This is a genomic window from Streptomyces sp. NPDC006458 (genome assembly GCF_040612135.1).
Lineage (GTDB): Bacteria > Actinomycetota > Actinomycetes > Streptomycetales > Streptomycetaceae > Streptomyces.
The window spans coordinates 29,615-42,939 of sequence record NZ_JBEXPR010000044.1 but is presented as its reverse complement, the minus strand read 5'-3'; the positions used below and the strand labels follow the sequence as shown (position 1 = coordinate 42,939).

Annotated in this window: 7 protein-coding genes; 5 read left to right on the top strand and 2 right to left on the bottom strand. The window is 68.1% G+C overall.

Annotation, left to right across the window (positions count from 1 at the left end):
• Nucleotides 1-115 precede the first annotated feature (115 nt).
• On the bottom strand, nucleotides 116-3,961 hold the full coding sequence (locus ABZZ79_RS36570) for a discoidin domain-containing protein (protein ID WP_356696454.1): 3,846 nt from the start codon (nucleotides 3,959-3,961) through the stop codon (nucleotides 116-118).
• A gap of 690 nt (nucleotides 3,962-4,651) precedes the next feature.
• On the opposite strand from ABZZ79_RS36570, the gene ABZZ79_RS36565 reads away from it, so the two are divergent.
• Nucleotides 4,652-5,683 carry a LacI family DNA-binding transcriptional regulator gene (locus ABZZ79_RS36565; RefSeq protein ID WP_356696452.1) on the top strand — a complete coding sequence of 344 codons (1,032 nt, stop codon included), beginning with the start codon at nucleotides 4,652-4,654 and terminating at the stop codon, nucleotides 5,681-5,683.
• Nucleotides 5,684-6,331: 648 nt separating this feature from the next.
• Entirely contained in the window at nucleotides 6,332-6,514 is a 183-nt protein-coding gene (locus ABZZ79_RS36560) for an IS3 family transposase (protein ID WP_356696450.1), read from the top strand.
• A 330-nt stretch (nucleotides 6,515-6,844) separates the two neighbouring features.
• Here ABZZ79_RS36560 and ABZZ79_RS36555 read toward each other — a convergent pair whose 3' ends face one another.
• The gene (locus ABZZ79_RS36555) at nucleotides 6,845-7,060 is read right to left on the bottom strand and encodes a hypothetical protein (RefSeq protein WP_356696448.1); all 216 of its coding nucleotides are present in this window, start codon (nucleotides 7,058-7,060) and stop codon (nucleotides 6,845-6,847) included.
• Between the two features lie 714 nt (nucleotides 7,061-7,774).
• Between ABZZ79_RS36555 and ABZZ79_RS36550 the strand changes: the two genes are divergently transcribed.
• The 3 genes from ABZZ79_RS36550 to ABZZ79_RS36540 all read left to right on the top strand — a co-directional run bounded on the left by ABZZ79_RS36550 (nucleotide 7,775) and on the right by ABZZ79_RS36540 (nucleotide 13,137).
• Nucleotides 7,775-9,223 carry an RICIN domain-containing protein gene (locus ABZZ79_RS36550; RefSeq protein ID WP_356696446.1) on the top strand — a complete coding sequence of 483 codons (1,449 nt, stop codon included), beginning with the start codon at nucleotides 7,775-7,777 and terminating at the stop codon, nucleotides 9,221-9,223.
• A 216-nt stretch (nucleotides 9,224-9,439) separates the two neighbouring features.
• Complete coding sequence (locus ABZZ79_RS36545; RefSeq protein ID WP_356696444.1) at nucleotides 9,440-11,902, top strand: RICIN domain-containing protein; 2,463 nt, start codon at nucleotides 9,440-9,442, stop codon at nucleotides 11,900-11,902.
• 248 nt (nucleotides 11,903-12,150) lie between these two features.
• Nucleotides 12,151-13,137 carry a LacI family DNA-binding transcriptional regulator gene (locus ABZZ79_RS36540; RefSeq protein ID WP_356696442.1) on the top strand — a complete coding sequence of 329 codons (987 nt, stop codon included), beginning with the start codon at nucleotides 12,151-12,153 and terminating at the stop codon, nucleotides 13,135-13,137.
• Nucleotides 13,138-13,325 lie beyond the last annotated feature (188 nt).

The window sequence follows — 13,325 nt, the reverse complement described above, 5'->3', positions numbered from 1 at the left end:
GCCGGCCGCCTCACGGCGGCCGGCGACGCCTTTCCCGACACTATCGGCGCGAAGGTCCGGAAGATCGACGTCTTCACCGACAACACGCCACGGGAGCGCAGGACGAGATCGCGGCCTACTCGACAACCCCGTCAGTTGCCGCCTTCAGCACGGCCGCCGCCTCGGTCACCTCCTCCTGCGTCGTGGCGTCGAGCCGCGCCTTCTGCGCCGTGCGGATCGCGGCGGAGAGCTGCCCGACGGCGGGGGCGGACGGATTGGCGGCCGTCACCCGGTCCAGGACGATCTGCGCCGCCGCGATCGCCACGTCGAGGGGAGTGCTGTTCGGCGCGTACACGATCCCGACCTTCTTCAGCCCGTCGAGTACGTAGCTGTTCTGCATGAACAAGCGCCAGAGAAGGCCGCTTCGGTGGTTCTCGATCGACACCAGGGCGGCGCCCTTGTCGAGCGCGAACTCCTCGTCCGAGACCCACGCGGGCTGCCAGTCGAAGTTCAGCGCGTTCAGGAACCCGTACGTGCCCCACGCCTCGGGGTAGTTGTAGTAGCAGTTGTCCAGCACTCGGGTGACCGACTGGGGGTCCATCGCGAGGGACCCGCCGGCGCCGTCCGGGGAAACCGTACCGTCGTTCTCGTGGGAGGTGTTGCTGTAGCCGGAGGGCGGTGCGCCGACCGCCGAGCTGTATTGGCCGCTCGGTGTCATGGAGGCGCTCATGCCCCACATGTCGGGGCCGAACGTCCGGAAGTTCGCGTCCTCGCGAGTGGCGTACTCCTTGTGTGTCTTGGTGGCCAGGACGGCGTTCCTCCACCAGTCGACGCCCTGACTGTCCTTCGAGTTGCGGAAGTCGGCGAAGATCTCCGCGAACTGGTACGTGAACAGCGATCCGAACCACGTGTTGATGAGGCTCGGGTAGGTTTCGCCGTAGGTACCCTCGTGTCGCTCGAACGCGTAGAACATCTCCGGAGGGACCGGGTGGGTCGGCGAGCCGGCGCCGAGCACGTACATGAGCTTCGCCTCCGACGACCAGGACCAGAAGTACTTGAACTCATCGGTCTCGTCGAAATAGCTCATGTGGTAGAGATTCGTCTGCGCGTCCCGGAAGGAGGCCCAGTCGACTCTGCGGTAGAGCTCGTCGGCCTTGGTCTTGACCTCGCCGCCGAAGTACTCGCCGGCGACGATCACGCCGTTGAGCATGAGCTGCGTGTCGATGAGGCCGACTTCGCTCCGGCCCGCGTCGTCCCAGTAGTACACCGTGCCGTCGTCGCGGTTGTAGTAGTGGTACAGAACGCCGAACCGGTGTTCCAGCGACAGGAGGGTGTTCAGCGTTCCGAGCGCGCGGTCGTAGGCGGCCTCGCGCGTCACCCATCCTCGATCGGCACCGATCACCAGCGCGGCCAGGCCGAAGCCGGTGCCCGACGTGCTGGTCGGTTCGGGCCTGCCGGTCCGCTCGGTGATGAGGCCGAAGCCCCCGCTGTTCTGGTCGGTGTTGGCCAGCTCCCAGAAGTAGTCGAAGCTCTTCCTGGCCTCCAGGTCGAGGATGGACTCGTCCCGCATCATGGTGCCTGTGACCGCCAGCGAGACGAGCCCCGGCTCGACCGCCGTCCCGGAAGGAATCGGGGCGGTCACACGAACGAAGCGGACCTGGTGCGCACGCAACCGTCGGCTGGCCTCGGATTGCGCGGCCGGACCACTGAACTTCACGGCCGGCACCCAGGTCTGGCTGTCCGAGGACACGTCGACGGTGTACTCCCCGACGATCGACGGGTCCTGCCAGTCGATCTGGATGCTTTCGAGCTTCGCCAGGCCGGCCAGCTCCACCCTCCACCGGAGGACATTCGTCTCGCGCTTCTTCTTGACGCCTCGGCCGGCGGCGAGGTTCACCGCTGCCGAGGGTGCGCCGAGCACCTTCAGCCTCTGGATGCCGGACTTGTAGCTGTCGTGCGTCGACGGCACGAGGACACGGACGAATCGCACCTTCTGCGCGCTGACCGAGTTGCTGTTGACGCTCGTGGCGGTGGTGGCAGGGAGCAGGGACGTCCACTGCGTGTTGTCGGGTGAGGCCTCGACCCTGTAGGGACTGCGCGTACCGAAGGTGCTCCAGGCGATCTCGATGCCGCTGATGTCGAACTGCTGGAGCAGGTCGACCTTGTACACGTAGGGGTCTCCGTAGCCCAGGAACTCGAAGCTCGTGGACTCGGAGCCGTCGTTGCCCTTCTCGCGGTTGGCGTAGGCTTCCGTGTCGTTCGTGTACGTCGGCCTCGCCAGTGCCGCGTTGCTCGCGGACGGTCGTCCGAGCACTTCGCAGGCGCGCAGGCCCGCCCACCAGCCTCCGGCGCTGATGAAGTTCACCCGTACGTAGCGCACACCGGTCGCGGTGACGGTGTCGGAGTAGGGCTGGGACGTGGCGGTGTTGGTGGAGCGGTCGACGATCTTGGTCCACGTCTGCTTGTCGGCGGATGCCTCCACGGTGAACCGGTAGGCGGCGTTCGCCTCCCATCGGGTGCGGATGGTGTTGAGGTCGTGCGGCGCGCCGAGGTCCACCATCCACCACTGCGGATTGGCGTTGGCGGCGATCCAGATGGACTGCTGGTCGCCGTCGTTGGCGCGGGCCGCCACGGAGTCGTTCGAGGAGGCGGAAGCCGGCTTGTTCAGGGCGACGTCGATCATGGCGGACGGCCGTCCGAGCACTTCGCAGGCGCGCAGGCCCGCCCACCAGCCTCCGGCGCTGATGAAGTTCACCCGTACGTAGCGCACACCGGTCGCGGTGACGGTGTCGGAGTAGGGCTGGGACGTGGCGGTGTTGGAGGAACGGTCGACGATCTTGGTCCACGTCTGCTTGTCGGCGGATGCCTCCACGGTGAACCGGTAGGCGACGTCCGCCTCCCACCGGGTGCGGATCGTGTTCAGGTCGTGCAGCGAGCCGAGGTCCACCATCCACCACTGCGGATCACCGTTGGCCGCGACCCAGGCAGACGCCTGGTCGCCGTCGTTGGCGCGGACCGCCGCGGAGTCGTTCGAGGAGGCGGAGGCCGGCTTCTTCAGGGCGACATCGGTCTGTGTCGCGAGGACCTTGAATTCGCTGAAGCGGGCCGGGTGGCCGTCGTCGACGCCGATCATCCTGAGTCTGACGTACATCACGCCCGATTCGGTGAACGAGGCCGACTGCACCTTCGAGCGCGACGTGTTCGCGGACCTGTCGACCACGGTCTTCCACGTCGACTTGTCGACCGACGTCTCGACGACGTAGTCGTAGCGCACGCCGTCCTCGGCCCACGTCACCTCGACACCCTTGAGGTCGTGCTTCGCCAGGAGGTCCACGCGCCAGTACAGTCCGTCGGCGGTCCACTTCGTGCTGTCCGAGCCGTCGATCGCGTTCGCGGCCTGATCGCCGCTGGACGCGTAAGCGATCTTCGCCAGTGCGACGTCGCTTCCCGCGCGCAACTTGCCGAAGGCCTGGAAGTCGCAGAAGCCCACGAGATTGGTTCCACTCACGGCCAGGAGCGTGACACGGACGAATCTCACGTTCTGTGCGGCGAACGTGTCCTGCCGGATTCTTGTGTCCGTCGCATTGTCCACCCGGTTGACGAATGTGCTCCACGTCGTACCGTCGGTCGAGGCCTCGATCCGGTAGGTGTAGCTGGCGCCTTGCGACGGCCAGACGATCTGGGTGCCCGAGAGATCGAAATATCCCTCCAGGTCGACCTGCCACCAGTGCGGGAATTGGCTGTTCGCGGGTGCCCGCTTGCTGAGCTCGTAGCCGTCGTTCCCGTTGAACGGGGTGTCCTTTCCGGCGACGGAACTGCTGGCGCGCACCGGCTTTCCGCCGGCGACGTCGGGGAGCGGTGTAGCGCAGACCGTGACGTTCGGGCGGTACGAGTAGGGGATGGGGCCGGCGGGGGCCGCCGTCTTCGTGGCCGCGGCCGCGACGCGCTCGCCGACTCCTAGGCCGAGAGCGGATACCAGCACCAGCGATCCGCCGCCACGAAGGATGTTCCTCCGTGACATGGGGGAGCCGGAAAACGGTGTATTCAAGATCAACCTCCAGGACGCCATTGCCGCTGGACTGTCTCATTCGCGAGCCACTCGTGAACGTTCACGGCCAGGTGGTGCGGACAGTACGGCCGCCACTTGCGAGAGTCAAGACTTTGCACAGAACGGGCAGGGAGCCGCCGCCATCACGCTTTATGCCAGGTCAGAGGGTTGACGGGCCGTCACCCTCACCGCTACGCCGACGGCCTGCACACTCGGGGGCATCGCCCGAGCTCATACGGCATGGAGAGAACATTTCCCGCCACAAGCTTCTCCGGGACACTGTCCGCAGACCGGCAGTTTCCCGCCACGCACCCCGTCGGAGCCATGCCTCGCGACCGGCGCCAAACCCATGCCCGGGCGTGCCCGCCACCGACGGCCGCACCCCCTTGCCGGGACGACCGCGGCGAACGGTCCGCCGACGGCATCCCGGGTCACTGCGGCGGGCGGCGCCGACTGCGCGCCTCGGCACGAACGGCGCGGCCCCGTCGGCGGTCGGCGAAGCGCCGACGCGGGAACCGGATGCTCGGGGATGACAGGGGTGGGCCGGGCAGACGCCCCGGGAGAAAGTCCGGCACGGGGCGACAGCCGTGCCGGATTGTTTGCTCGCTCATGTATCGTGACCCCGTGGAAAAGCAGGGAGCAGCGAAGCGTGTCGGCATTGTCGAAGTCGCGGAAATCGCGGGCGTCTCCCGCCAAACAGTCACCCGGGCCATGAACGACATGCCGGGAATCAGCGCGGAAACCAAGAAGCGGGTCCTTGAAGCCGCGGAGCGATTGCGCTATCGCCCGAGCCGGTTCGGCCGCGAACTGGTCCAGCAGTCCACAAGGTCACTCGGGCTGGTCGTGTCGGACCTGGCGAATCCGTACTTTTCGGAATTCGCATCCGAGGTGGCGAAGGTCGCCATCGCAAACCAATGGACCCTGGTCGTGATGGAGAAGCATCCGGGTCCCGAGTCGGGCAAGGAGGAACTGCGGGCCCTGGCCGGCCAGGTCGACGCGGCCATCGCCTACGCCGATCTCCCCCCGAAGGACATCGACAGCGTCTTCGGCAGCCTCCCCCTGGTCCTCCTGGACACGGCTGAGCGGACTCTTGACGCACTGTCCCCCTCATATCCGCGCAGCGCCCTCACCATCGACCTCGCGCCCGGACTGGCGCAGGCCATCGACCACCTCGTGGCCCGCGGCCGTTCGAGGATCTCCCTCGTCGACATCACATATCCCAAGGGCGAGTCGGTACGGAGCAGGGTCTACACAGCCCTGATGCGTGACCGGGGCCTCGACCCGCATGTGGTCACCGTCGCGTCCATGGACGACGATCTCTCCGTCGGACGCTGCGCCGCAGAGATCGCACTCAACGCGCCTGCCCCGCCCGACGCCGTCATCGCCTTCAACGACCTGTCGGCATTAGGCGTCCTCAAGGAACTGAGGGACCGCGGGGTCAGCGTGCCGGAGACCTGTGCCGTCGTCGGAATCGACGGCCTCAAGATCGGAGTCTTCGTCGAACCCGAACTGACCACGCTCCGGCTGGACTTCGCCGCCTTCGCGCAGATGGCCTTCGACAGCGTCGTGCAGATGTCCAACGCCCCTGCGAGCGGACCGCTCCTGCAGATCCGCAAATACGCGGCTCACGAACTGGTGGTCCGAAAGTCCGCTTGATCCCCGGCTGTACACCGTCCCTCGCGGCGCATCCGCGTGGGCCGTCGTGGGAGTTCCAGGCAGTGCGGCACGCGTGCTTGCTCTCCTGGAGCAGGTCGGCCTCGCTGAACGCCATGGGCCTGCCCGCCCGGGGGGCTTGCCATGCTCCTGGACGGGGCGAACCAAGGCTGTGGACCTGCCCCTTGATCGTGGTCACCTTGGGACCGGGACGTGAGTTCCAGAGGGAGTGGTGCCAGGTGGGAACCAAGCGCAACCGCAGCAGGCAGTACGGGGAGGAGTTCAAACGGACCGTCGCGCCCGTGAACTCCTCCGCGAAGACTGTCCCCGAGGTGGCCCGTCGACTCGGGGTCAGCGTCGAGGGCCGCGTAACTGGGTCAACCAGGATGCGGCCGATCGCGGGCAAAGGGCGCCGGGAAAGCTGACGAAGGCCGAGCGTGAAGAACTGCGGCGGCTGCGGAGGTTGGCCGCCGAGCAGGCGGAGACGAATCAAAGTGCTGCGAAAAGCGGCGGTCTTCTTCGCGAAGGAGAGCGGTCGATGAGCAAGGTGTAAGCGTTCATAGAGGCGGAGAAGACCACCCACGGTGTCGCGCTTCTGTGCGGCCTGCTAAAGGTGGCCCGCTCCGCCTTCTACGGTGGCCGGCCGCGCAGATGACCCGGCGGGCGAAGCAGGCCGCGGATGACGTCCTGGCGCGCCAGCTCATCGTGCCGCACCTCGTCTCCCACGGCGCCTACGGGGTTCCGCGCATCCACGCCGGACTGCGCCGACTCGGGCACCGGCTCAACCGCAAGCGCATCGAGCGTGCCGTAGCGAGCGCGGCATCGCCGACGTGACCCGCCGTAGGCGGCTGTCGCTGACCCGACCGACCAAGAGAGCCGTGCCCGCGGCGGACCTGCTTTGGGCGGGACTTCACCGCCCCCGCGACTGGGATGAAGCTCGTCGGCGACATCACCTTCATCGCCACCGACGGGGGTTGGCCCTCGTCGGCGACATCACCCTCATCGCCACTGACGGAGGCTGGCTCTACCTGGCAGCCTGACTCGATCTGGCGGCCCGCGAGTTGGTCGGCTGCGCCATGGCCGACCACCGCCGCGTCTCCCTGGTCGTGGACGCGCTGGTCAGGCTGCCGGACGGGGCCGGCTCGGGCCCGGCTGCATTACGCATTAGGACGGCGGCAGCGAATACGCCTGCGAGGAACTGCGCTGTGAGATATGCCGGTTGGGGCTGTGGCAGAGCATGAGCCGCACCGGCTCGTGCTTCGCCGACACCGCCGCCGAGTCGTTCATCGCACTGCTGAAGGAGGAGATCGACCCCCGCTGCCGGCCGGACCGGGCGAGCGCCCGAGCGGAGATCGCCGACTTCATCGAGACCTGCGACAACCGACGGCGGCTACGGAAGCATCCGCGCCGAGGGCCTTCCCCGAGTCGTAGCCGGCCCCACCATGCTTCTGCATCCTCGCGACCTCGCGCCTTCCGGCGATGGAGCAGTACATGGTGTTCGCCCCGCAGAAGGCACAGCGTGCGCTCACCCATCTCCGCTCCCGGCTCGCTGGGCGCCAGGAGGAAGCCATCGCCGTCCTCTGCCTCTCGGCAAGAGCCTGTACAAGCTCACGGGTTGACGCCGCGGTCACAGGTGCGAGGGATCCCATCGACTTTCATGCCTCGTGCGGCCCCGGCAACCTCACCGAGGCCCCCACCCAGTTCCGTTCCTGGGCGCGGGACGGCAGCGTCACCTCGTGGTCAGGCGACGTACCCGGCTTCGTCGGGGGCGGCGGAAAGCCGCCGTGGCCCTGGGCCCGCGACGTCTTACTACGGAACTGGCGGCGTGTGCGGCATGGCAATCATGTTGACGTAAACATCGGCCAACGGCAAGGGGCCGACGAGAGTTTGGAAGATCTCGCTCAACTCCTTGACAGCGCGCGGGAGTTCTCCGAGGCTTCGGGCTACATCGTGTTTACGCAAACATAACGTGAGCCCGATGCGACATGGCTGGATCGGTTCCCCACGCTCTCCCCAGCTTTCTCCCGATCCGGCCGTCTGCCGCGCAGCCCGCGCGGTGCGCTCTGTCACGACGAACCTCGAGGAATCGCAACGATGCGACTCAAGACCTTCGGGGGGGCGGCGCTGTTCTCCGCCCTCGCCGCCCTCCTGCTCTCCCTCCTCACAGCCGTGGGCACCGCTCACGCCGCGCCGGTGACCATCGCGAACGGGACGCAGTTCACTGACCCGAACGGCAACCCTGTGCACGCGCACGGCGGCGGCGTCGTCAAGGTGGGCTCGTACTACTACTGGTTCGGTGAGGACCGGCACGCCGACAACAGTTTCCGCTATGTCTCGGCGTACCGGTCGACCGACCTGAAGACGTGGCAGTTCCGCAACCACGTGCTGACCGAGGCCAGCGACCCCGAGTTGGCGGGCGCGAACATCGAACGGCCCAAGGTCGTATACAACGCGGCGACCGGCAAGTTCGTGATGTGGATGCACAAGGAGGGCAGCGCCACCGACTACAGCGAGGCCCGCGCCGCCGTCGCCGTGTCGGACACCGTGGACGGCAACTACACCTGGAAGGGCAGCTTCCGTCCGCTCGGCCACATGTCGCGTGACATCACAGCCTTCGTCGACACCGACGGCAAGGGCTACATGATCTCCGCCGCCAACGAGAACGCCGACCTGCACGTCTACCGGCTGACCGCCGACTACACCGGCATCGACGCCCAGGTCCAGAAGCTCTGGCCGGGTGACTCCCGTGAAGCGCCCGCGATGTTCAAGCGCAACGGCGTGTACTTCCTGCTCACCTCCGGCTCCAAGGGCTGGGAACCCAACCAGCAGCAGTACGCCACCGCCACGAGCATCACCGGCACGTGGAGCGGCCTCAAGAACGTCGGCGACTCGACGACGTACCGCAGCCAGACCGCGTACGTCCTGCCCGTGCAGGGCACGAAGGGCACCAGCTACCTGTACATGGGCGACCGCTGGGGCAACTCGATGGGCGGCATGGTCAACGACTCCCAGTACGTCTGGGCCCCGCTGACCTTCCCCACCAGCACCACCATGACCATGGGCTACTCCCCGCAGCTCACGATCGACACCGCCGCGGGCACCGTGACCGGCATGAACGTGACCTGGGAGTCCCTGACCGCCCGCAACAGCGCCAAGTGCGCCGACGTCGCGAACTTCGACACCAACAACGCGGCCGAGCTGATCCAGTGGAACTGCGGCGGCGAGATCAACCAGCACTTCTGGATCAAGGACCTGGGCACCGGCTACCACCAGATCATGGCCCGGCACAGCGGCAAGTGCCTTGACATCGCCGGCGCGTCCACCGCGGACGGCGCCCACGCCGTGCAGAACCCCTGCAACGGCTCGACGTCCCAGCAGTGGAAGCTCCAGGCGTCCAGCACCTCCGGCTACGTGCACATCGTCGCCCGGCACAGCAACAAGTGCCTCGACGTCGCCGACTGGGCCAACTGGAACGGCGCCGCGCTTCAGCAGTGGACCTGCAACACCGGCGACAACCAGAAGTGGCAGCGCTGGACACCCTGAGCCCCGGCCTGCGGCGACCTGACCGATCCGATCGTCCGACCGCCTGACCGGCGCGTCCGTCAAGCCGGCACAGGGCCAACCCGTCCGGTCCCTGTGCCCCGCGCCTTCTGCCACCCCGCAGCAGGCGCACCCGGAGGGCCCGCTTCCGAAACAACACCCCACTCGGAAGCCGGCCCTCCGGGCGCGCATCCCACCCCCTCTGACCAGGAGTAGGACGTGTCACCCATTCGCAGCCGAGCGGTATCCCAGGCTCGTACGCCAAGACACCGCTCCGGCCCCCGCCGCTCCGCCCTGCGGCTCGTCGCCACCGCCGCGGCGGCCGCCATCGCCGCGACAGGCCTCGCCATCGGCCCGGCCCCGTCCCCGGCCAGCGCGGTGGAGACGTCGGGCGCGGCGCTGACCGTGCGCCTCGACCCCAGCTACCAGCACCAGACCTTCCAGGGCTGGGGGACCTCGCTGGCGTGGTTCGCCAACGTCACCGGTGGCTGGCCGGACGCCCAGCGCAACGCCCTCGCGGACGCCCTCTACGGCGCGGACGGCCTCGCCTTCACCGTCGCCCGTTACAACATCGGCGGCGGCGACAGCCCGGAGACCACGCCCTACCTGCGCGCCGGCGCGGACGTCCCGGGCTGGTGGAACCGGCCCGGTCCGGAGTCCCCCGACTGGTGGGACCCCGAGAACCCCACGCACTGGAACCCGAACGCCGACGCCAACCAGCGCTGGTGGCTCACGGCCGCCAAGGCACGCGGCGCCAACGTCTTCGAGGCGTTCTCCAACTCCGCGCCGTACTTCATGACCAACAGCGGTCTGGTCTCCGGCAACTGGAACGAGTGGGAGGACAACCTCCGCTCCGACCAGTACGAGCGGTTCGCCACCTACCTCACCGGTTCGCTCCAGCGGGCCCAGACCGCGACCGGCGTCACCTTCGACTCCATCTCGCCGGTCAACGAACCGGACACGACTTTCTGGGAGGCCGAGGGCCGCCAGGAAGGCTCCCACTGGGACCGGGCCTCCCAGGCCCGCATGATCACCACCCTGCGCGCCGCGCTCGACGCCAAGGGCGTCACCACCCCGATCGCGGGCATGGACGAGCACACCTCGAAGATGTTCCGGGAGAACTGGGAGACGTACCCCCAGGCCGCCCGCGACGCCGTGGCCCGGCTCAACACGCACACCTACAAGACGGAGGGCCGCACCGGCGTCCGGGACATCGCCAAGGGCGAGGCCAAGCCCCTGTGGATGTCCGAGGTCGACGTCGCCCGGGATCACGGCGGGCAGAGCTTCACCGACATGGTCCCGGCCCTGGACCTCACCGAACGCATCAACGGTGACCTGCGCGAACTCGAGCCCAGCGCCTACGTCCTGTGGCAGGCGATCGAGGACTACGAGAACATGACCCCGGCGCACGAGAACGCCAACTGGGGCCTGATCCAGACCGACTTCACGCCCGCGGACGCCGCCACCGAGCCGCTGCGCAAGAACAAGAAGTTCTGGGCGATGGGCAACTACAGCCGCTTCATCCGCCCCGGCGCGCGCTTCGTCAACACCGACGACGCCGACACCGTCGCGGCGATCCGTCCCAACGGCGGCGTGGTCGTGGTCCACACCAACCCGACCGGCTCCGACCGCGAGGTCACCCTGAACCTCGACGGGTTCCAGACCGCGGCGGCCGGCGCCGTCGAGCGGTGGACCACCGACGGCACGAAGAACCTCCAGCACGACAGCGACGCGGCCGTGGCCGGCGGAACGCTGAAGGCCACCGTGGGCCCCAGCTCCGTCACCACCTTCGTCCTGCCGACGGTCAACGGCGTCAACACCACCGCCACCACCGCGCCGACCGGCGGCCCGCGCCGGCTGGTCAACGACAACAGCGGCAAGGCCCTCGCCGTCGCCACGTCGGGCAGCGTCCACACGCCGGTCCAGCGCACCCCCGCCCCGGCGGACGCGTCCCAGCAGTGGACCTTCACCAAGGTGTCCGCCACGGACTGGAGCCACACCGCGGCCTACCGGATCACCCACGTCCAGACCGGCAAGGCGCTCTCCGTCTCGGGCGGCTCGCTGACCCTGGAGACTCCCGGCTCGTCCACCGCCCAGCAGTGGATCCGCTCCACCACGGGCGACGGGCACAACACCCTGATCAACCGGGCCGGCGGCAAACTCCTCGATGTGATGGGAGCATCGACGGCCGAGGAAGCGCCGGTCGGCGTCTACCAGCCGACGACCGGCAGCAACCAGTCCTGGACCTTCCCGAGCGCGGCGCCCGACGCCTGGAAGACGCTGAGGTTCCGGCACAGCTCCAAGTGCCTTGACGTCAGTGGCGCTTCGTCGAACGACGGCGCGGCGGTCGTCCAGTACAGCTGCAACGGCGGTACGAACCAGCAGTGGTCGCTGCGCCCGGCCGCCGACGGCTACGTCAACGTCGTCGCCCGCCACAGCGGCAAGTGCCTCGATGTCAGTGGCCTGTCCACTGCTGACGGCGCGGAGGTCTTCCAGTACTCCTGCAACAGCGGCCGCAACCAGGAATGGGCGGTCCGCGGCACGGGTGACGGGTACCTCACGCTGACGGCCCGGCACAGCGCCAAGTGCCTCCAGCCGAGCGGCGGCGCCACCACGAACGGCGCGGCGGCCGTCCAGCGAACCTGCGACGGAACCACGAGCCAGCAGCTCCAGGCAAGCTGACCCGCGAGGAAGAGACCGGGCCCCGATCCACCGGATCGGGGCCCGGTTCTGTTGTGTACGCCGCTGTCCGAAAATCCGCGTGGGGATCGAATTCTCGGAGCCGACGACGCCGGGGCGCAGAAGTCGAAAGTTGACGGGCCCGGATGTTTACGTAAACATGCTCTCGTCGGTCGCCCACGAAGGGAACCCTGATGTCCGGGCATACGGAACGGCCTCGATTATCTCCCGCGCGTCCCCGCCCGAAGTCCATGGCGGACGTCGCCGCCCGCGCCAGAGTTTCCACACAGACAGTCTCCCGTGTCGCCAACAATCACCAGAACGTCGACCCGGAAACACGCCGACGAGTCCTGGAGGTGATGCGCGACATCGGTTACTGGCCCAATCTGGCCGCTCGCGCCCTGGTGACCGGGAAATTCGGTGCGATCGGAGTCGTGACATTCGGCGTCGCCGCCTACGGGAACAGCCGGACGCTCGAAGCGATCGTGACGGCACTGCAGGACACCGACTACCTGGTGAATCTTATCAACGTCCGCTCACACACCGGCTCCGCCGTGCTGCGCGCCGTCGAGCGCCTGAAGACCCAGGCGGTCGACGGGATCATCCTGAACGAGGCCCAGGTCCTCGACGCACCGGTGGCGCGATTCCCCCCGGGGATGCCGCTCGTGATCACCGACGGCGACGGCGGCCATCCCCACCCGGTCGTGCAGACCGACCACGCGGCGGGAGTCGGCCTGGCGGTCGGCCATCTGCTCGGGCTCGGCCACAGAACCGTCTGGCATCTCGCGGGCCCGCCGGACTCCTACCAGGCCCGGCGGCGGGCGCAGGCATGGCGTGCGACGCTCCAGGCCGCCGGCGCGCCTTCGCCGCCCGTCCTGCACGGCGACTGGAGCGGCGAGAGCGGCTATCAGGCCGGGCGTCAGCTCGCGACGGAGCCGCACCTCACCGCGGTGTTCTGCGCCAATGACCAGATGGCGCTCGGCGCCATGAAGGCACTCCACGAAGCTGGCCGTCGCGTTCCCGAGGACGTGAGCGTGGTCGGGTTCGACAACCTCTCCGAAGCCGCCTTCTTCCAGCCCGGCCTGACGACCGTGGACCCGGATTTCGAGCGGATCGGCCGGCTGTGCGTGGCCCGGCTGCTGAAGCAGATCCAGGAGCGGCCCCCAGCGGTACGACGCGTCCAGTCGGTCTCGCCGCGGCTGGTCGTGCGGGGCAGCACGGCGTCTCCTCCCCAGTGACCCCCGCCACCCTCAACTCCTTTTTCTCAGCCACTTTTCCCCTTTTCGCTCCTGTGGCTCACCCGTCCCTTCATCCACACCCTCCACATGTGTCCATACGGGAACACCTTGGCCATCCGGCACAGCAATTCGGCGTCCAGGGGGAGCGGAGTCGCGGAGATTCTGGACGCACCCGTTCGGCACAGCGA

Bases quoted from the DNA above. Each gene is read 5' to 3' on its own strand.
- ABZZ79_RS36560 (WP_356696450.1), top strand. From the start codon at position 6,332: ATGACCCGGCGGGCGAAGCAGGCCGCGGATGACGTCCTGGCGCGCCAG.
- ABZZ79_RS36550 (WP_356696446.1), top strand. From the start codon at position 7,775: ATGCGACTCAAGACCTTCGGGGGGGCGGCGCTGTTCTCCGCCCTCGCC.
- ABZZ79_RS36540 (WP_356696442.1), top strand. From the start codon at position 12,151: ATGGCGGACGTCGCCGCCCGCGCCAGAGTTTCCACACAGACAGTCTCC.